Genomic DNA, 19,642 nt, shown 5'->3' on the forward strand with positions numbered 1-19,642 from the left:
AGGTCAGGTCGGGGCTTTCGCCCCGACCTACGCCTGATACACGCCCGCCAGGGCCGTGAACTCCGCAACCTGCTTGTCGATCCATGCGGCGTCGCGGCCCAGTTCGGCGGCCAGGACCTGGGCGACGGCAGGGGCGGCGGCGACGGCGGCTTGAGCGTTCAGCAGCAGGGCGCGGGTGCGCCGCGACAAGACATCTTCCACCGTGCGGGCCATGAGATGGCGGGCGGCATAGGCGGCTTCACCCAGCGCATAGGGCAGGTCGGGATGCATCGGGGCATCCCAGCCCGGCTGTTCGGCCAGCACGGCCCGCACCTTGGGCGTATCAGCGCCATAGGCGGCCAGCGGGTCGGCGCTGTCGATGCGCTCACGCGGGGTCCAGCCATGCAGGCGCAACTCTTTGGTCGGGCTGGGCGTCGGCGTAAAGCCGCCCACACGCAGGGCCGCATCGACCGTCTGTTCGGCCATCTCCCGATACGTGGTCCATTTGCCGCCCGTGATGGTGACAAGGCCACTGTCCGATACCAGCAGCACATGGTCGCGCGGTACGGCCGACGTGCCCGACGCACCCTTGACCTTCACCAGCGGCCGGATGCCGGTAAAGACCGACAGCACATCCGATCGGGCTGGCGCGCGGGTCAGGTAATGGGCGGCATGGTCCAGCAAAAACTGGATTTCGGCTTCCAGGGCGTGCGGCTCCATACTGGCCGTCGGGATCGGCGTGTCGGTGGTGCCGATCACGGTACGGCCCAGCCAAGGCAGCACGAACAGCACGCGGCCATCATCGGTCTTGGGGATCAGGATGGCGTCGTCACTGGCCAGGAAACCGGGGTCCAACACCAGATGGATACCCTGGCTCAGCGACAGACCCTCGGCCAGATCGGGCCGGTCCATATGCCGGATCTCATCCATGAAAATCCCGGCAGCATTGACAACCGCTTTCGCCGGGATGCGGTAATCGGTGCCTGTCTCCATGTCACGGGCCGTGACACCCGCGATACGACCATCTTCTTTCAACAGACCCGTGACGCGGACATAGTTCAACAGGGTCGCGCCATGGTCGGCGGCACTGGCCGCGATGGTGATGGCCAGACGGCTGTCATCGAACTGCCCGTCATAATAATGGATGCCGCCCACCAGACCATCTGTCTTGACCGTCGGCAACCGCTGCATCACCTCTGCCCGCGACAACAGCCGCGACCGGCCCAGCCCCAGCTTGCCCGCCAAGAGGTCATAGGCGAACAGACCTGCGCCATAGAACAGGACGTCCCACCAGCGGTAGCAAGGCACAACAAAGCCCTGGCGGCGCGTTACCTGCGGCGCATTGGCCAGCAGCCGGCCGCGTTCATGCAGGGCGTGGTGGACCAGGGGGATGTTGCCCTGCGCCAGATAGCGCACCCCGCCATGCACCAGCTTTGTGGCGCGCGAGGATGTACCCTTGGCGAAATCATGCCCTTCCAGCAAAAGTGTGCGATATCCACGGGCGGCGGCGTCCAGCGCGGTGCCCAGGCCCGTGGCCCCGCCACCGATGATCACCAGATCCCAGGGCGTATCACCTGCCAGGGCCGCGATGCCGCCTGCACGGTCCAATCCGTTTGTCATGCCGCCCATCCGCGGGATTTCTCCACGGCCTTTGTCCAGTGTGTGTAAAGCCGCTCACGTTCGGCAATGCTCATCCCCGGTTCAAACCGGCTGGCCAGTTTCCAGGTGGCGCGGATTTCCTCCCGGTCCTGCCACATGCCGGTGGCCAGACCCGCCAGATAGGCCGCCCCCAGTGCCGTTGTCTCCGACACACGCGGCACCTCGACCGGTACGCCCAGAAGATCGGCCTGGAACTGCATCAGGAAACTGTTGCCCACGGCACCGCCATCGGCGCGCAGTTCGGTCAGCGCGATGCCCGTCTGCGCCTCAATGGCGCGGGTGACGTCGCGGGTCTGATAGGCCATGGCCTCCAAGGCGGCGCGCGCCAGATGCGCCCGGCCCGTTCCCCGCGTGAGGCCGGCAATCAAACCGCGTGCGTACGGGTCCCAGTGCGGGGCGCCCAAGCCCGTCAATGCGGGCACAAAATAAACCCCATCATTGGATGGGATAGAGCGGGCCAGGGCTTCGGTCTCTGCCGCTGCCGCAATCAGGCCCAATCCGTCGCGCAGCCATTGCACCGCGGCCCCGGTAACGAAAATCGCCCCTTCCAGCGCATATTCCAGCGGCTGATCCCCAATGCGCCACGCCACCGTGGACAGCAGCGGACCCGGATCGCGCAGCGTGCTGGACCCCGTATGCATCAACAGGAAGGACCCGGTGCCATAGGTATTCTTGGCCAGCCCCGGCCCATGGCAGGCCTGCCCGAACAGGGCCGCCTGCTGATCCCCCGCCACACCGGCGATGGCAATGCCACCGGCCCCCAGAAACCCGTCCGCCGTCGTATGGCCCAGCACGGCCGACGATGACCGCACCTCCGGCAGGCCCCGCGCCGGCACCTCCATCAAAGACAACAGCTCGCTGTCCCAATCACCCCGATGAATATCGTAAAGCTGCGTGCGCGCCGCGTTGGAAGGGTCGGTAACATGGGCGGCCCCACCCGTCAGGTTCCAGATCAGCCAGCTATCGATGGTCCCGAACAGGATGTCGCCCGCCTCCGCCCCTGCCCGCAGGCCTGGCACATTCTCCAGCAACCAGCGCAGCTTAGTGCCGGAGAAATACGGATCAATGACCAAACCCGTCTTGGCGCGGATCATTTCGGTGACACCGGTGCGCGACCGCAGATCATCACAGAAAGCGGCGGTGCGCCGGTCCTGCCAGACAATGGCCCGATGTGCCGGTTCGCCTGTATGCCGGTTCCAGGCCAGCACCGTCTCGCGCTGGTTGGTAATGCCGATGGCGCGCAAATCCCGCGCCGACAGGCCGGCAGAGGCCAGCGCCCGGCCCGCTGTCTCCAGCGTCACACGCCAGATCTCCGCCGCGTCATGCTCAACCCAACCCGCTCGCGGATAGAACTGCGTAAACTCCGCATAGGCTCGCCCGACAATCTGTGTGTCGCGGTCAAAAATCAGGACGGTCGTGCCCGTCGTGCCCTGGTCAATGGCCAGGATATGATTGGTCATGTGGCTTCCCTCCACCGGCGGCTTCTTCTGCCTGTCCGCCATTATACGATGCCGTCGGGGTCCTGTCCGAAAGGTCAGACAATATCGCTATCCAAAGCCCCCGCTAACTGGCATATTTATCAGATAAATTAGCCAATCACGACCGTCAAGCTGGGATCGCGCTATTTAACATATTTATATGAAGAAATTTGACGCCACCGCCCCCGCACGCTATGATGCTGACCATTGCAGGTCGCTTTTGCCCCGATCTGGGGCCATCCCCACGAGACAAAGATGAAAATCGCCAGGATTGAACTGTTCCAGGTGCCGCCCCGCTGGGTGTTTGTGCGCGTCGAAACCGATGGCGGTCTTGTCGGCTGGGGCGAATGCAGCCTTGAAGGCCATGCAGAAGCGGTCATTGGCGCTTTTGAAAGCCTGAAGGACCGGTTCCTGGGGACCGATCCCGCGCGGATCGAAGATATATGGCAGATATCTTACCGGCTGGGTTTCTACCGGGGCGGGCCTGTCCTGATGTCGGCCCTGTCGGGGTTGGATCAGGCATTGTGGGATATCAAGGGCAAGGCATTGGGCGTGCCTGTTTGGCAGTTGCTGGGTGGCGCTGTGCGCGACCGTATCGAATGCTATGCCTGGATCGGCGGCGACCGCCCGGATGAGGTGGCAGAAGCTGCCCGCCTGCGCCGGGAGCAGGGATTCCGCGCCGTTAAGATGAATGCAACCGCCGAAATGGCCTGGGTTGGCACGGGCAAGGATATTGATGGCGTTGTCGAACGTGCCCAGGCGGTGAAGGATCAGGGGCTGGAAGTCGGGTTGGACTTCCACGGCCGTATCCATAAACCGTTGGCCAAACAGGTGGCCGTCGCCCTGGAACCCTTGCGCCCGCTGTTCATCGAAGAACCGCTGCTGTCGGAGAATATTGAGGGTATCGCTCAGTTATCGCACTTGACCACCCTGCCCATCGCGCTGGGTGAGCGGCTTTACACCCGTTGGGACTTTAAGCCCTTCCTGAACCAGGGCATTGTCGACATCATCCAGCCTGACTTGTCGCATGCTGGCGGCATTTCCGAGGTCAAACGTATTGCCGCCATGGCTGAAGCCTATGATGTGGCGTTGGCCCCGCACTGCCCGCTGGGCCCGATCGCTTTTGCAGCCTGTCTGGCCGTCGGATTCAGCACACCGAATTTCTTCATCGAGGAAATGTCGCTGGGTATCCACTATAACACCGACGGCTATGACCTGCTGACCTACCTGACCGACCCGTCGGTCTTCGCTCTGACCAATGGCCATGTCAGCATCCCCACGGCCCCGGGTCTGGGGATTGAGGTCAACGAGGCGTTGGTGCGCGACCTGTCGGCGTCACCGCATCGCTGGCGCAATCCTGCTTGGCGCATCGCAGATGGCAGCGTGGCGGAATGGTGATGTCGCATCGCGGGCGGCCATGCCGCCGCGTGTCTGCACGGTAGCGCTGCGAAAATCGGCCCCGGACCTATGGTGTGACCGGGGCCGATGATCTTTACAGGCTCAACGCTTGCGCCATGGTCTGTGCGAACGGTTTTGTGGGACGGCCGAGCAGCCTCGATAATGCCTGGCCCGTGTCAAACAGCGCATCCTGGGCGGCAGCCACATCTGAATCCGCGATGAATGCGGCCAACTGGGGCGGCAGGCCGGCTCCGACCAGGGCACTGCAATAGTCGGCTTCCGGCAGGTTGACATAGGGCACCTGTCGCCCCGTCTGCCGGGACAGTTCGGCGGCAAACTCAGGCAGCGTGTAGGCCGTATCGCCCGCTAGTTCATGCACGACACGGTCGCCCGCGCCATCATCCATCAAGGCGATAGCCGCCGCTGCGGCGTAATCGGCACGGGCAGCACTGCTGATCCGCCCCTGGCCAGCGCTGCCGATCAGAGCGCCATGGTGCAAGGCTGCCGGAATGGAGGCGGTGTAATTCTCATGGTACCAGCCATTGCGCAGCAGCGTGTAGGGCACGCCACTGGCGGCAATCAGGGCTTCGGTCTGGCGATGGTCTTCGGCCAGGCGCATTGGCGAGGTGTCGGCATGCAGCACACTGGTATAGGCCAGGCGTGAGACCTTGGCCTGCGTCGCGGCCTCGATGACATGGCGATGCTGCTCCACCCGGTTGCCGATGGCGTTGGAAGAGATCAACAGCAACCGCTCCGCCCCGTGCAAGGCGGTGGCCAGTGTTTCCGGTTGGTCATAATCCCCGGTGCGCAGGGTCACGCCGGCCGGAAACAGATTGGCGGCACGGACGGGGTCACGCACGATGGCGGTGACCTGTTCCGGCCCCGCAAGGCGGGCCAGTTCAGCCACCACCAACTGGCCGAGTTGACCGGCGGCACCGGTGATGAAGAATCGGGAAGGGGTGGACATGGACATGCTCCGGTCTCTATGGGATAGTAGGTATACACTAGAGACCATTGGATCGGTCCGGAAGACGGCACTTTGCCGTCACCAGGTTACAGCGAGGATACCAGGATGGAGGATGCCTGCACGGCGATGGGTGCCAAAGTGGCGGAATGGAAGGCTTTGAGTCCGGACCCGCTGCAATGTCCGGTACGGGACCTGCTGGACCGGATCGGCGACCGTTGGTCGATTCTGCTGCTGTCCATGTTGGCGGCCGGGCCCATGCGCTTCAACGCCCTGGCCCGTGCCGTCCCCGACATTTCAAAGCGGATGTTGTCGCAGACCCTGCGCACGCTGGAAACCGACGGGCTGATCGACCGCATGGTTGAACCCACGGTGCCGCCCAGGGTCACCTATTCTCTGACCGGGTTGGGCAGAAGTCTGATGGCACCCATGCTGGCCTTGATCATCTGGGCGGAAACCAATCATGCCGCGGTCGCGGCGGCGCGGCGGCGCATGGCGGAACGGTTGGCCACCGCCGGTGAGCACGGGTAAGACATTGCTGCCTTGCACGCCAGGGCCAGGCGCTGTCAGGCGCAGTCCTGGCCTTCCGGATCTGCGCAATAAACCTGGTACAGGGTCAGGATCACCCTCTCGGCCTCGGCGCTGGCCAGGGAATACCAGATGGTCTGGCCTTCGCGGCGGGCACGGACCAGACCATCCTTGCGCAGCAGGGCCAGTTGCTGTGACACGGCAGTATCGCGCATGCCGATGCGCTGGGCCAGATCGCCTACCGACCGTTCCCCCTGCAACAACTGGCACAGGATCATCAGTCGGCTGCGGTTGCCCAGCGACTTCAGCAATTCAACCGCCCTGTCGGCGTTGGCCTGCATGTCTTCTATTCTCATCCCCTCCGGATAAAAGGGATTGTGGGCGACGTCAATCATGCAACACCATCTGCATCCCGCAGCACGACATAGATCGCCGGGATGACCAGCACCGTCAGCAGCGTGGATGATGCCAGCCCGAACAGCAGCGACACGGCCAACCCCTGAAAGATCGGATCGGTCAGGATGGTGGCCGCCCCGATCATGGCCGACAGGGCCGTCAGCAGGATGGGCTTGAACCGGACGGCACCGGCCTCCAGCAGCACATCGCGCAGGCTCATGCCACGGCCCCGGCCATGGCGGATAAAATCAACCAGCAGAATGGAATTGCGCACGATGATGCCCGCCAGCGCGATGAAGCCAATCATGGAGGTGGCCGTAAAGGCCGCACCCATCACCCAATGGCCCAGCATGATGCCTAACAGGGTCAATGGGATGGGCGTCAGGATGACCAGCGGCAGTTTGAAGCTGCGGAACTGCGCCACCACCAACACATAGATGCCCAGGATCGCTACGCCGAACGCCGCTCCCATGTCGCGGAACGTGACATAGGTGACTTCCCATTCCCCGTCCCACAGCAGGGTGGGGCGGCTTTCATCGGCCGGTTGGCCAGCCAGCCGCACCACCGGCTTGGGCAGGTTACCCCAGTCATGCGCCTCGATGGCATCGGCGACGGCTCCCATGCCGTAGATCGGAGCCTCAAACCGGCCGGCCAATTCGGCCGTCACCATGTCGGCGAAATACCCGTCACGGCGGAACAGGACTGGCGATCCTTCCTCCCGTGTCACTTTGACCAGTTCGCCCAGTTCCACCACCCGGTTCGATCCGGGCAGGGCGTTGGCCGGCACAGGCGTGGCCGACAGCCGGGCAGTCCAGGCCCGATCCTCGTGGGGAAGGGCAATGGAGATATCCACCGGATAGCGCTCTTCTCCGCGATGGGAGTAACCGACCGGGTTTGTGCCCAGGATCGACCGCAGCGCGTCATAAACCGCTGCCTGTTCTACCCCGTGAAATTCCAGTCGCTCCTGGTCAATGGCGATGCGCAGCCGTGGCTGGCTTGTGCCGATACTGTCATCAATATCAGTGATGAAGGGCACGGTGGCAAACAGCTTGCGCACCTCTGCCGCGACCGCCCGCCGCGTGGCGGCATCGGGGCCGTAAATCTCTGCCAGCAGGGTGGCCATCACCGGAGGACCGGGCGGCACCTCCACCACCTTCAGGCTGGTCCCTTCTGGCAGGCTTAACCCCGCCAGAAGCCTTGCCCGCAGGTCCAGGGCAATATCATGGCTGGCGCGGTCACGGTCACTCTTGGGCGCCAGATTGATCTGCAGCTCGCCCAGGTCGGGGCTGTTCCGCAGGAAACTGTGCCGCACCAGTCCGTTGAAATTGAACGGCGCCGCCGTCCCTGCATAGATCTGCACCGACCGCAGTTCCGGCAGCGTTGCGGCAATCTCCGCCGCCTGGAACAACAGACGCTCGGTATCCTGCAAGGCCGTACCGCGCGGCAGGTTTACCTGCACTGACAGTTCCGACTTATTGTCAAAGGGCAGCAACTTGACCGTCACGCTTTTACTGGCAAACAGACCCAGCGATGCGACGGTCGCCACCCCGACCAGGGCCAGGAACCGGCCCGCATTGCGCCGGCTGGCCAGCAACGGTGCTGCCACCCGCCGGTAAAGCTGACCCAGAATCCCGCCATCATGGGCCGCCTCATGCCCCTGCCCGGCATCACCACCCATGCCGGACAATTTCAGCATCAACCACGGCGCCAGCACCATGGCTGCAAAAAAGCTGAACAGCATGGCCGCCGATGCGTTGACCGGTATCGGCGCCATGTAGGGGCCCATCATGCCTGATACGAACAGCATGGGCAGCAGGGCTGCGATCACGGTCAGGGTGGCGACGATGGTGGGATTACCCACCTCTGCCACGGCCTCAATAGCGGCATTCAACCGGTCACGCCCATCCTTCATGGCCCAGTGGCGGGCAATATTCTCCACCACAACAATGGCATCATCGACCAGGATACCGATGGCAAAGATCAGGGCGAACAGGCTGACACGGTTGATCGTGTAACCCATCAGGTGGGCGGCAAACAGGGTCATGAGGATGGTGACCGGGATGACCACCAGCGTGACCAGCGCCTCCCGGCGGCCGATGGCCCACCAGATCAGCGCCACGATGGACAGGGTTGCCAGACCCAGATGGAACAGCAGCTCATCGGCCTTTTCCGATGCGCTCTCCCCATAATTGCGGGTCACCTCTACCCGCACACCGTCGGGGATCAGCCGCCCGCGCAGGCCCTCGACCCGTTCTAGGATAGCATCGGCCACGACCACGGCATTGGCGCCAGCGCGCTTGGCCAGTGCCACCGTCACCGCCGGGCTGCGCACCCAGGCTCCTTTCTCATCCTTGACCATTGTCCAGGCCGCCTGATCCAGCGGTGCGCTGTCCAGCACCACGGTGGCGACATCACGGACATAGACGGGTCGGTTGTCGCGGCTGGTCAGCAGCAGCAGGCCGATATCGGGCACACCCGACAGGGTCTGCCCCGCCGCAACCGTCAGGCTTTTACCCCCGTCCAGCAGCCGGCCGGCCACAAAGGACCGGTTGGCGCCGGCAATCTTGGCTGTCAACTGCTCCAGCGTGATCCCGTACAGCGCCAGCTTTTCCGGATCGGGCTCAACCCGCACCTGCTCTGTCACCCGGCCTGACAGGTAGCTGCCACCAATATCCGGCACCTTGATCAGTTCGGTGCGCAGCTTTTCAGCCAGTGTACCAAGATCGCGGTCAGGCCAGCGATCCGCCACGGCGGGTTCCGCCGACAGGGTCAGGGTAACGATGGCGACATCATTGATACCGCGGCCGATGATAGCGGGCTCGGGAATGCCGAGGGGAATTTCCGAGAGATGCGCGCGGATCTTGGCGTGGACACGGACGATCGCGTCATCCTCATTGGTGCCCACCTTGAACCGCGCCGTCACCATGACCCGGTCATCTTCCGTCTGGCTGTAAACATGATCGACGCCGTTGATGCCCTTGACGATGGCTTCCAACGGCTTGGTGACCAGTTCCGCCGCATCCGGGGCCTTCAACCCGTCGGCCGATACCATGATATCGACCATGGGTACGCTGATTTGGGGCTCTTCCTCACGCGGGATCACCGACAGCGCGATCAGGCCGGCGATCAGACTGGCCAGCAGGAAAAGCGGCGTCAGGGGAGAACGGATGGTTGCCTGGGTCAATAGGCCTGAAATACCGAGTTTCATGGCCGCACCATGATATCGCCTTGGGCAAGACCAGACAGGATTTCCACCCCATCCGGCACCTCAGGCAGCGGGTGTTCCTGCCCTCGCTGAACCGGAACCAGCATGATTTTGCCATCACCGGTGCGCAGATGCGCATAATCAAGACCAAATCGGCGGGTCAGGTAGCTGGACGGGACCACGATGGTGGGGCGCACCCCGGCCGGAACCAGCACGCGCACACGCTGACCGACATAATAGTCGCCCAGACCGGTGACCTTGGCATCGGCCTGCACACGCCCGTCGCGGATCTGGGGATAGACCAGGGTGACGGCGCCAGTGCCCTCCATGGCTGCTGGCCCCGCCTCTTCACCCTCCAGACGGACCGGATCACCATTTTTCAGGCTGGCGGCGTGGCGTTCGGGAATGGACAGGCGCAGAACATAATCACGCTCCGCGATCATGGCCACCGCCTCCCCCGCCATCACCACTGTTCCCGGTGTCACCGGCACGCTCAGCACACGGCCGCTGGTGGGAGCCAGGACCTGACCTTCATTCATCTGCTGACCGATGACCGCACGTTCGGCGCTGCGCGCCTTCAGATTATTGGCCGCGACATTGGCGGCGGTACGCAGTTCGTCCAGGCGCTGCTTGGTGACAAATCCATTCTTCGATAATTCTTCCGCGCGTTGCAGATCTGTCTTTGCCTGCTCAAGCTGTGCGCGTGCAGCCGCGATCTGTGCGTCCGATGCCCCTTGTTGCAGCGCCAGCTTCTGGTCACCAATGGTGGCGATCACCTGGCCCGCGACGACCGCATCCCCTTCCCTGACCGACAGGCCGGTGATGGTACCGCCGGTGCGCACCCGTGCTGGCACAGTGTTTACGCTTTCGACCGTCGCGAACACAGATTTCTGGTCGGGCAGGTTCAGCCGCACAACCGTGAACTCCCCCCCGGCAGCCCACGCCGGGCCCGCCAGAAGCGTGGAAAGCAGCAAAGACGACATCAGGCCGGCACGCATGGTTCCCTCCCCTTCATTGCATCAACGGCGATCGATCACGCCGCCGCTGGTCGGGTCCAGCGTCACGGTAGGCAGCCGCTCGGCCGTCCAGGCCTGAATGCCGCCAGCCATATGTTCACAATGACTTAATCCCGCCTGCTGGCAGCGCATCACTGCCACAGACGACCTTTTGCCCGACCCGCAATGGAAGACAATCCGCACCTTGTCCGCCGCGGGCAGAGCCAGCGGATCGAAACTGGACAGCGGAAACAGCATCGCGCCATGGATACGCGCGGTGGCGAACTCCTGCGGCTCACGCACATCAACCAGCAGAATTTCATGGTCATTCAACAGGCGATGGATGTCGGCGGGCGACAGTTCGTTGATCATGGCGGTATCCTTGGGAGCTTTTATATTCAGAGGTACGAAGATACGTATCTTGTTGGGTACGGTCAAGCGAGCAAGCCATGTGCGGACGTCATACTTGAGGCGGCATTTTCCGCGTTTCTCTATACCTATGAAGATATTACTCTTTAACCATCCACAGATCACCAGGTACGGAGCATCGTTATGAATGTCGACAAGGCCGTCCTTTCCTTCGCCGGTATCATGGTCCTGATTTCTGTCGGCCTCGCTTGGTTCGTGAGCCAGGCTTGGCTGCTGCTGACCGTGTTTGTCGGGCTGAACATGCTGCAGGCCGGCATCACCGGTTTCTGCCCCGCCGCGATCATCTTTCGCAAACTGGGCCTGCAACGCGGTTGTGCCTTCAACTGATACCTGTATCCTGCGCTGCCGCCAGGATGGCGAACGGCCTCCTGTCTGCACGCCATGCTATGACCCGGCACCACACTGTGGGCATAGGCGGAGCGGGCGGGTAACTGATGGCGGATGATCGGACGGCAGCAATGGATACGGTGACGCTGGGCTTGGAAACAGCACGGCACTTAGCGGTGACGGCGCTGAACCGTGCCGGCGTGACGCTGGCCAATGCCAATCCCACCGCAGATGCTCTTCTGGCCGCCGAGATGGATGGACAGGCTGGACATGGGCTGTCCCGGGTCCCTTCCTATTGCCTGCATGCGCGGGTGGGAAAGGTCGATGGCGCCGCGATGCCCACGGCCAGCCCGGCGGGAAAGGCTGGCATTCATATCGATGCCGGTCATGGGTTTGCCTACCCGGCCATTGACCTTGCCATCAATCATCTGCTGCCCCTGGCAGCGGAAATGGGGGTCGCCGCAGCGGCCATCCGGCGATCCCACCATTTTGGACAGGCGGGGCGTCATGTCGAACGGTTGGCCGATCAGGGGCTGGTAGCACTGGCATTCGCCAATACGCCCGCTGCCCTGCCGCTGCCGGGCGGACGACGGTCCTTGATGGGCACCAACCCCATTGCCTTTGCCGCCCCGCTGTCTGGCCGTCCGCCCTTGGTCGTCGACATGGCCTTGTCGGTGGCGGCGCGGGGCAAAATCATGGCCGCCTCCAAGGCCGGACGGCCCATCCCGGAAGGTTGGGCCGTGGACGCCGCCGGCCATCCGACCACCGATGCCGACGCAGCCCTGGGCGGTTCCCTGCTGCCCATGGGCGGCGCCAAGGGGGCTGCCCTGGCCTTAATGGTGGAGGTCATCTGCGCCGCCCTTGCCGGCGGCAGCTTTGGATGGCATGCCAGTGGTCTGTTTGATGGCCAGGGCGGCCCGCCTGACCTGGGCCAATTGCTGATTGTGCTGAACCCGGCTTGTTTTGGCGGAGATCATTTTGCCGACCGGATGGCAGCGCTGCTGCTGGCCGTCGCGCAGGACGCGCCAGCCCGCTTGCCGGGTGACCGGCGGCTGGCCATGCGGCAGACGGCGGCACGCGAAGGGGTGACCATACCCATGGCCTTGCACCGGGAAATTCTCGATCTCACCCGTCCCTAAATTGCTAACCGCAGGGGGCCCCTGTTCAGGTCGCAGAATGCCGTCGCCATGCGGTCCCAATGGTGGGGCAGATCGCGCCATTGCCGGCTATGGCTGACCGTTGGAACCCGGACCGGTACGCCCTTAAAACGTCCCCAAGGCCGCGCCGTCAGACGGCCTTGGGGTGAAACCGCAGGACTGGATCAGCCTCTCGGTTGCCCGTACTAAGGGGCTGCACGAAGGCGGCGTGGCACCTCGGCCTCGCCACATACGTATTCACGGATGATGCGCCCCGCCGTGCCCTTTATGACAAACACGGGGATAGCGGCATGATTGCCTTCAACGGTGCCCCGATTGCCTTGCCGCCGCCCCTTTTGGCAGGATAAAGCGACGCTCTTGTAATCGGTAAGGTAGAAACAAAGGACATCATTGCTGCCCATAAGAACAAATTATCACCATTAATAACAACTCAAGGGGGTAATTGCCGGGGCGCCTTTTGTGGGGCATGAAGGAAGGGCCGGATAACGGCCCATAAGCCCAGAAGGCTCAACAGGAGGAAACATGCCCCGCTCCCCTCGTGCGCTGCTGACCTTTGCAGCCTTGTCGCTTCTGGGCGCTGGTGCCGGCCACACGGCGGAGAGCCAGACCTATGCCCCCTATGCGGCCGAACCAGGCGGCACGCCGGCCACGGTCAGCGTGTCGGCCTCCGGCACACCGGGCACCCGTGTTTTTCACCTGCACAGTACGGCACCGCAGCGGGATAACACCCCCTCCACCCGTATCATCACCGAAAATGGCCCGTTCACCCGCACCGGCGATTTGATGTTTGATGCGTTGTTCGCGCAGGCGGTTGATGATGCCCGGTTGGCCAGCGTCACGTCGATCAAGGATGAATGGTACAATAACCGACAACCCATTCCCTGCCCCTGTTTTGAAACCGGGGAGAAATGGAACTATGTCTGGACACGGGATCTGTCTTACGCGCTGGATTTGGGTCTGGCCGGGCTGGACCCACAGCGCGCGGTCAACAGTCTGCTGTTCAAGACCGGTACCCTGCGCCCCGGCGTGCCTGTGCCGCCGGAACTGCCGCCCGGATCAACACAGATTGTGCAGGATACCGGTTCTGGCGGGTCCTGGCCGGTCAGCACCGACCGCACCACCTGGGCGCTGGGCGCCGAAGCGGCCCTGGCCAACCTGCACGGGGCCAACCGCACCGATTTTGCCCGCAAGGCCTTCGACGCGCTGCGCGGCACGCTGGAGGCGGACCGTGTCGCCGTCTATGACGCCCGCAGCGGCCTGTACAAGGGCGAGCATAGTTTCCTGGACTGGCGCGAACAAAGCTATGCCCCCTGGGTACGGCAGAACCTGTCGGCCCTGGCCGACAGCAAGGCCCTGTCCACCAATGTTACACAATATCGGGCCCAGCGACTGGCTGCCCGTCTGGCCCGCGAATTCGGGGAAATGGACCTGGCCACCCGTTATGATGGCTGGGCCGATGCCTTGGCACGTGCCATTGATGGGGGTTTCTGGGACGCACGGGCGGGCATGTATGCCACCTACACCAGCGCTGACCTGACCCCCGCCCTTATCGGCAAGTATGATTTGCTGGGCAATGCCCTGGCCGTACTTTCGGGCATCGCCCCCGCCGACCGTGCCCGGTCAATTTTCGACCGTTATCCGTTTGCACCCTTCGGCCCGTCGGTTGTCTGGCCACAGGCGCCGGGTGAATATGTCTATCATAACCGCGCCCAATGGCCCTTTGTCACGGCCTATGCGGTCCGGGCGGCGGCCAAGGTGGGGCATGTCGCCGCCGTTGAACGGGGCTTGGCCGCTCTGGAACGGGCTGCCGCGCTGAATTTGTCTAACATGGAAAATTTGGAATGGCTGACGGGCAAGGCACAGTTTGATGATGGACCTGAAATCAATTCCCGGCGTCAACTCTGGTCGGTCGCGGCCTATTACGGCATGGTCGTGGAAACCATCTTCGGCTGGCATGCCGGGCCCGACGGCATCCGCATCGCTCCCACCTTGACCGGCGCTCTGCGCGACCGGTTCACGGGCACGGATGCCGTCCTGTCCAACCTGGAATATGCCGGCCGCAAACTTGACCTTGCCCTGATCCTGCCGCCTCAATCCGGCCCTGGCGCCTTGTACCCCGTGGCCTCGGTACATCTGAATGGCACCCAAGTCACCGGACTGATCACGGCCGATCAACTGAGTGAGGGCGTGAACCGGATTGATATCCGGTTTGCCCCCAGTCAGACATCGGCCAGCATGGTCACCAATATTCCCCTGATCGACGCGGTCAGCCACGCCGAACCCCGCGCCTTCATGCCCTGGACCCCATCCATCACGGCGGCACAGCGTAACGACGCCGGCATTCGCCTCGATATCGCGCCGGCGCGTGACAAAACACCCGTGCGTTACAATATCCTGCGCGATGGCGTGCCGCTGGCGCAGGATGTGACCGGGCAAAGCTGGACAGACCCTGCCCCACCAGTGCCGTCACACACCGCCTGCTATTCGGTGGTTGCGGTGCATGTTTCCACCCGCATCAGCTCGCAACCGTCTGCGCCCGCCTGCCTTCGCGGCGACATGGCGCAGACCATTGCGGTGGACCGCAAGGCCGCGCTGGGCCAAACCCTGGACCTGGGTGCGGTCACCTTGTCCGCTGCCGGGCGCTATGTCCTTGGTACGCTCTATGATAATCACACTTTCGCACTGAATACCGGTGTCACCAACGCCGTGAAACGACTGGTCCTGCGTGCCGCCGACGGCACAAGGCACAGCGCGATCATCCAGATGCCGCATATTGAACCAGAGGGCGACAAACACCCGATCCGCCCGTCGACCCGCGCTGTCTTTGACCTGCCTGCCGGGACCTATCAGGTCGTCCTGGAAGACTTTTTTAACATGAGCGGCCTATCCACCAACATGACCTACAGCGCGCCCGGTGGCAGCGGTGGACCGGTGAACGAAGCGTTGATCGCAGCGCTGACCATTGACAAGGTCGCTGGTCCATAGCAGTCCGAAGGATAATCATCCACCCGGCACGACGATCCGCGTCCCCGCCATGTGCGGGCCCGCCATGTGTTGGCAAGCCATGCCGACAAACCCGCCCGTGACGTCGCGGGCGCCGGGAACCATGCGACCGCAGCCTTCATGCCTGCGCGGTTTTCCGTCCCCTCGGCCAGACCCAGCAGACCATGCAATCCCATCCGCATGGACCAGTCTGTGGCCAGCCCCTGCGCGATGGTCAGCCGCAGGGAGAGCGCGGCAAAGATGGCAAATCCCATCTTCTGCCCCATCATCCACCAGCGCAGGGTCCGGATTGCCCCGCGCGCCCATGTCCCGGTTCCCTGCGGCTGTTTCAGCGTTGGCGGATGGTCAGGCTTGCCAGCACGGCATTGTCATCCATGCGCCAGACCTTAACGGTGCGCTTCCCGGCCTTGACCCCCTCGAACCGGGCGGTAACCGTATGGCCATTATTCTTGACCGCCTCCATCCACGCCGCCTGCTCCGGCGACGTCACCTCCCCTGGTGTGGGGATCAGATGCGACACCACGGTCTGGACAGGGCCATCATCAATCGACACCCCGATACGGATACCGGCACCGCCGGTTGTGTCCAATGTCGGCGACAGGTTCAGGTCCACCTCGGCGACGCCATCCTTGGCCAGCGTCACCGTGTATTCCAGGCGCATGCCATCTGACGGCGCGGTGGCGCTGCGCCCCTGTGGCAGGGCCAGCACGGCGTCATTGCGCCCCAGATAGGGCACCACCCGCCAGGACAGGCCCTTGGCCCCCACTGCCTTGTCAAAGCTGGAGGCCGGGCGGGTCATCGCCGCAGGGTCCGTCTTGCCCGCGCTGGTGAACTTGATCTGGGCGGCCAGGCGGTCCGGGGGGATGTCGGCGTAAACCCGGCTGATGCTGGGCATGGATTGTTGGGTGGGCGTCTGCCAGATCACATAGCTCATATGGATTTGATTCATCATGCCGGCCCATTTGCCGCCATTGATGCTGTGATACTGGTCTGTCAGGTCGGCATCGCGCTTGAAGGTGCGCTCCACCTCATTTGCGAAATAATCGGCGCGCGGGTCGTTGCGCATCATCAACCGCTTGTTCCAGGCCGCCGCGTAATACATCTCGTACAGGTTGGACAGGGCCAGAACCGGATGTTCGACCAGTTGGAAATAGGCGTCCAACTGATCGGGGCGCAGTCGGGCCTTGATCCCCTCCATCCTTGCCACCAGCGCCCGCCATTCCGCCACCATCTGCCCGAACGGGCCGCCATCCAGCACCGGCCCGATACCGTCGCCCAGGGGGAATGTGTCCTGATCGATCAGTTCCGGCTTGCGACGAGACGCATAGGTCGCATAGGTCTCCATGACCTGCGCAATTTCCGTCCCCAGCGCCTCACCGAACGTCTGCGCCGCCCATTGCGCTGGCCACGCGGCCAGCGCATCGGCCGTCATCCCCGACGGATTCCAGGCCATGTCCAGGAAGAAATCCAACGGATATTCCATCGGCTTGATATCACCGACATTGACAATCCAGATGGTCCGCGCGCCGCTTTCATAAGCCAGATCCATTTGCTGCCAGACCTTGGCGATCTGGTTGGTATTCAGCCATTTATAGTTCCGGGGTGCCCCGACATAATCGAAATGGTAATAAACGCCATAGCCGCCGGCCCGGTCGATCGGGTCCCGCCCTGCCACTGGCAGGCGGCGGATCTGCCCCCAATTATCATCCGCGAACAGCAGGGTGACATCCTCGGGCACCCGCATGCCATGGTCATAATAATCCTGCACCTCCTTATAAAGGGCCCAAAGCTGCGGTGTCTGCTGGGGTGGTTTGCCTGTCACGTCGGCGATAATCTGGCGCTGGTCGGCGACAATGGTTTCCAGCAGGCGGGTGGCTGTCTCCTCCGACATGGGTTCGTCCCCGTCGCCACGCATGCCGACCGTGATCAGGCTTTCATAGCCCTGACCGTCGCCCTTGGACATCATGCGTTCGATGCCGCCGCGCCAGAAAGCGCGCAGATTGTCGGCATTGGCGGTGTAATCCCACCGACCACCGGTGATCCCCTTGTCCTTGTTGCGGTGCCATTCATGTTGGGCGCGGGTCATCGGCTCATGGTGGGAGGTGCCCATGACGATGCCCATTTCATCGGCCAGCACCATGTTGCGCGGATCATCATCATTAAAGGCCTTGGGCGCCCACATGGCGGGCCACAGGTAATTGCCCTTTAACCGCAGCAGCAGTTCAAACACATGGCCATAGAGCTTGGCATTGATGCCGCCAAACTTGGCCTTGGCCCAGCCGCTGAAGGCCGGGTCTTCGTCATTGATGAACATGCCGCGGTAACGCACGCCCGGCCGGTCCGCGCGCAGGCCGGCCGTCAGATACAGGTCATCCCGCCGGGTCACCGGCACATCCGCCCACCAGACCCAGGGCGACACCCCGATCCGCTCCGAGAGATCATAGGTGCCATAGACCGCTCCGCGCCGGTCCGATCCGACAATGACCAAGGCACGGGGGATGCCGGGCGCTGGCCGGTCGACCACCACCTGTCGGAAACCTTCCCACTCTCCGGCCAACCCGTCGACATTCAGCTTACCGTCGCGGACCAGCCTGTCGATGGTCGGGCTGGCACCCAGCACCCCGATCATGACCACCGGTCCCTTCACATCGGCCAGGGACAGCGGGGCCGCTGCTGCGGTACCGCCCACACGGCCCAGATCGGCGCGCAGGCTGTTAGCAGCATGCTTGAGAGCCGGGTCAGCGCCGCTATCGACATAGACGGGCACCGCCTGCCCCGCCCGAATCAAGGCCAGGCTGTCGGGCTTGCCCTTGGCACAGACACTGACCGGCCGATCACAGGCCCACACCGCCGGCACCGCCAGCATGGTCAACAGGGCAACAGCCGCTACGCGCAGGGTGCTGCGCATCCGGCGACAGACCGCAGGAAGGGGGCCTGGACCGACCAGGCCAGTGTGATGATCCATCTGCAAGACGTTTCCTCGTTCGTTGGTGCCGATGTTGTTCATCGGTCACGGGCCATCGGCCGGATCACACCAAAGAAGCGATGGGAGCGCTAACATTCGGCCATGACACCGCCCTGTCAACTGGTATGGTAGTATGCTTGCCGCCTGGCGACAAGGTTCAATAACCCCGAAACCGCATGAAAAAAACCCCCGCCCATGGGGTGGGCGGGGGTGTGCAAGGTGCAGCGGTGGGACCACTGCTGGGAGTTAAAGCGTGATCGGTTGAAACCGGGTCTGCGATCATCTGCGTGATCCTCGGCGGCGCCCAGGGGCGTGGACACCGAACCCGATGGCCCGGTGATCGAACGGGATCACCGGACCTCTGAGAGGCTTACCGTGCCAGCCAGCCGCCATCCACGGGCAGGGTAATCCCATGGACATAGTCAGCCGCTGCCGACGCCAGGAACACCGCGGCCCCGCCCAGATCCGACGGCGATCCCCACCGCGCGGCCGGGATACGGGCCAGAATATCGCGGTTACGGTTTTCGTCGGCGCGCAGCGCCTCAGTATTGTTGGTGGCGAAATAGCCGGGTGCGATGGCATTCACATTAATGCCCTTGGCCGCCCATTCATTGGCCAGCAGCTTGGTGACGCCGGCAATGCCGCTTTTCGACGCGGTGTAGGACACAACGCGGATGCCACCTTGGAAGGACAGCATACTGGCGATATTGATGATCTTGCCACCGCCCCCTTGGGCGATGAATGTCTTGGCAACCGCCTGGGCCAGGAAAAACGGCGTCTTCAGGTTGACGTCCAGAACATCGTCCCAGTCTGTCTCCGAGAACTCCAAAGCATCCGCACGCCGGATGGTGCCGGCATTATTGACCAGAATATCGAGACGGCCAAAGGCAGCGGCAGCCTGCTCCACAATCGCCGCCACCGGCGCCCCGGTGCCCAGATCGGCGGACACAAAGGCGAATTTCGCACCCGTGGCCTCCACGGCGGCCTGGGTGTCGGTGGGTGTGGACCGTCCGACCGCCACAATATGGGCGCCCGCCCGGGCCAGCGCCACCGCGATGCCCTGCCCGATGCCGGTATTGGCACCGGTTACCAACGCCACCTTGCCGGTAAGGTCGAAGGGATTGCTCATGCTGGGTTTTCCTCTTGGCCGTTCGCCATT

General features: G+C 63.3%; 14 protein-coding genes. 5 read left to right on the forward strand and 9 right to left on the reverse strand.

Annotated features, from left to right (window positions below; all coding sequences use genetic code 11):
* Window positions 1-27: 27 nt before the first annotated feature.
* Both CHU95_RS11055 and glpK read right to left on the reverse strand, forming a co-directional pair.
* Window positions 28-1,599 (reverse strand): glycerol-3-phosphate dehydrogenase/oxidase, encoded by a 1,572-nt coding sequence (locus tag CHU95_RS11055; protein WP_094456489.1) that lies wholly within the window; start codon window positions 1,597-1,599, stop codon window positions 28-30.
* The gene (gene glpK / locus CHU95_RS11060; RefSeq protein ID WP_094456490.1) at window positions 1,596-3,098 is read right to left on the reverse strand and encodes a glycerol kinase GlpK; all 1,503 of its coding nucleotides are present in this window, start codon (window positions 3,096-3,098) and stop codon (window positions 1,596-1,598) included. Before glpK ends, CHU95_RS11055 begins: the two co-directional genes overlap by 4 nt.
* A gap of 273 nt (window positions 3,099-3,371) precedes the next feature.
* On the opposite strand from glpK, the gene dgoD reads away from it, so the two are divergent.
* Window positions 3,372-4,514: a galactonate dehydratase gene (dgoD, locus tag CHU95_RS11065; protein ID WP_094456491.1), complete on the forward strand. Its 1,143-nt coding sequence runs from the start codon at window positions 3,372-3,374 to the stop codon at window positions 4,512-4,514.
* Window positions 4,515-4,608: 94 nt separating this feature from the next.
* Here dgoD and CHU95_RS11070 read toward each other — a convergent pair whose 3' ends face one another.
* Window positions 4,609-5,481, reverse strand: coding sequence for an SDR family oxidoreductase (locus CHU95_RS11070; protein WP_094456399.1), 873 nt, complete (start codon window positions 5,479-5,481; stop codon window positions 4,609-4,611).
* Window positions 5,482-5,586: 105 nt separating this feature from the next.
* Here CHU95_RS11070 and CHU95_RS11075 point away from each other — a divergent pair, with 105 nt between their 5' ends.
* Window positions 5,587-6,009 carry a winged helix-turn-helix transcriptional regulator gene (locus CHU95_RS11075; RefSeq protein ID WP_094456400.1) on the forward strand — a complete coding sequence of 141 codons (423 nt, stop codon included), beginning with the start codon at window positions 5,587-5,589 and terminating at the stop codon, window positions 6,007-6,009.
* A 35-nt stretch (window positions 6,010-6,044) separates the two neighbouring features.
* Here the strand turns inward: CHU95_RS11075 and CHU95_RS11080 are convergent, their stop codons facing one another.
* From CHU95_RS11080 to CHU95_RS11095, 4 genes are read right to left on the reverse strand one after another with little or no spacing between them, the layout of a single operon-like run.
* The gene (locus CHU95_RS11080; RefSeq protein WP_207762451.1) at window positions 6,045-6,362 is read right to left on the reverse strand and encodes an ArsR/SmtB family transcription factor; all 318 of its coding nucleotides are present in this window, start codon (window positions 6,360-6,362) and stop codon (window positions 6,045-6,047) included.
* Between the two features lie 35 nt (window positions 6,363-6,397).
* Entirely contained in the window at window positions 6,398-9,610 is a 3,213-nt protein-coding gene (locus tag CHU95_RS11085) for an efflux RND transporter permease subunit (RefSeq protein ID WP_094456402.1), read from the reverse strand.
* Entirely contained in the window at window positions 9,607-10,605 is a 999-nt protein-coding gene (locus CHU95_RS11090) for an efflux RND transporter periplasmic adaptor subunit (RefSeq protein ID WP_094456403.1), read from the reverse strand. Before CHU95_RS11090 ends, CHU95_RS11085 begins: the two co-directional genes overlap by 4 nt.
* A gap of 21 nt (window positions 10,606-10,626) precedes the next feature.
* Window positions 10,627-10,974 (reverse strand): rhodanese-like domain-containing protein, encoded by a 348-nt coding sequence (locus tag CHU95_RS11095; protein WP_094456404.1) that lies wholly within the window; start codon window positions 10,972-10,974, stop codon window positions 10,627-10,629.
* Window positions 10,975-11,154: 180 nt separating this feature from the next.
* Here CHU95_RS11095 and CHU95_RS11100 point away from each other — a divergent pair, with 180 nt between their 5' ends.
* The 3 genes from CHU95_RS11100 (at window position 11,155) to CHU95_RS11115 (ending at window position 15,500) form a co-directional block, all read left to right on the forward strand.
* Window positions 11,155-11,358 (forward strand): YgaP family membrane protein, encoded by a 204-nt coding sequence (locus tag CHU95_RS11100; RefSeq protein WP_094456405.1) that lies wholly within the window; start codon window positions 11,155-11,157, stop codon window positions 11,356-11,358.
* A gap of 107 nt (window positions 11,359-11,465) precedes the next feature.
* Window positions 11,466-12,497 carry an Ldh family oxidoreductase gene (locus tag CHU95_RS11105; RefSeq protein WP_245838149.1) on the forward strand — a complete coding sequence of 344 codons (1,032 nt, stop codon included), beginning with the start codon at window positions 11,466-11,468 and terminating at the stop codon, window positions 12,495-12,497.
* A 540-nt stretch (window positions 12,498-13,037) separates the two neighbouring features.
* Complete coding sequence (locus CHU95_RS11115; RefSeq protein WP_094456408.1) at window positions 13,038-15,500, forward strand: MGH1-like glycoside hydrolase domain-containing protein; 2,463 nt, start codon at window positions 13,038-13,040, stop codon at window positions 15,498-15,500.
* Window positions 15,501-15,846: 346 nt separating this feature from the next.
* Here CHU95_RS11115 and CHU95_RS11120 read toward each other — a convergent pair whose 3' ends face one another.
* Together CHU95_RS11120 and kduD are read right to left on the reverse strand one after the other, a co-directional pair.
* The gene (locus CHU95_RS11120) at window positions 15,847-18,426 is read right to left on the reverse strand and encodes a glycosyl hydrolase 115 family protein (RefSeq protein WP_094456492.1); all 2,580 of its coding nucleotides are present in this window, start codon (window positions 18,424-18,426) and stop codon (window positions 15,847-15,849) included.
* Window positions 18,427-18,853: 427 nt separating this feature from the next.
* Window positions 18,854-19,612 (reverse strand): 2-dehydro-3-deoxy-D-gluconate 5-dehydrogenase KduD, encoded by a 759-nt coding sequence (gene kduD / locus CHU95_RS11125; protein ID WP_094456409.1) that lies wholly within the window; start codon window positions 19,610-19,612, stop codon window positions 18,854-18,856.
* Window positions 19,613-19,642 lie beyond the last annotated feature (30 nt).

This window comes from Niveispirillum lacus (assembly GCF_002251795.1).
Lineage (GTDB): Bacteria > Pseudomonadota > Alphaproteobacteria > Azospirillales > Azospirillaceae > Niveispirillum > Niveispirillum lacus.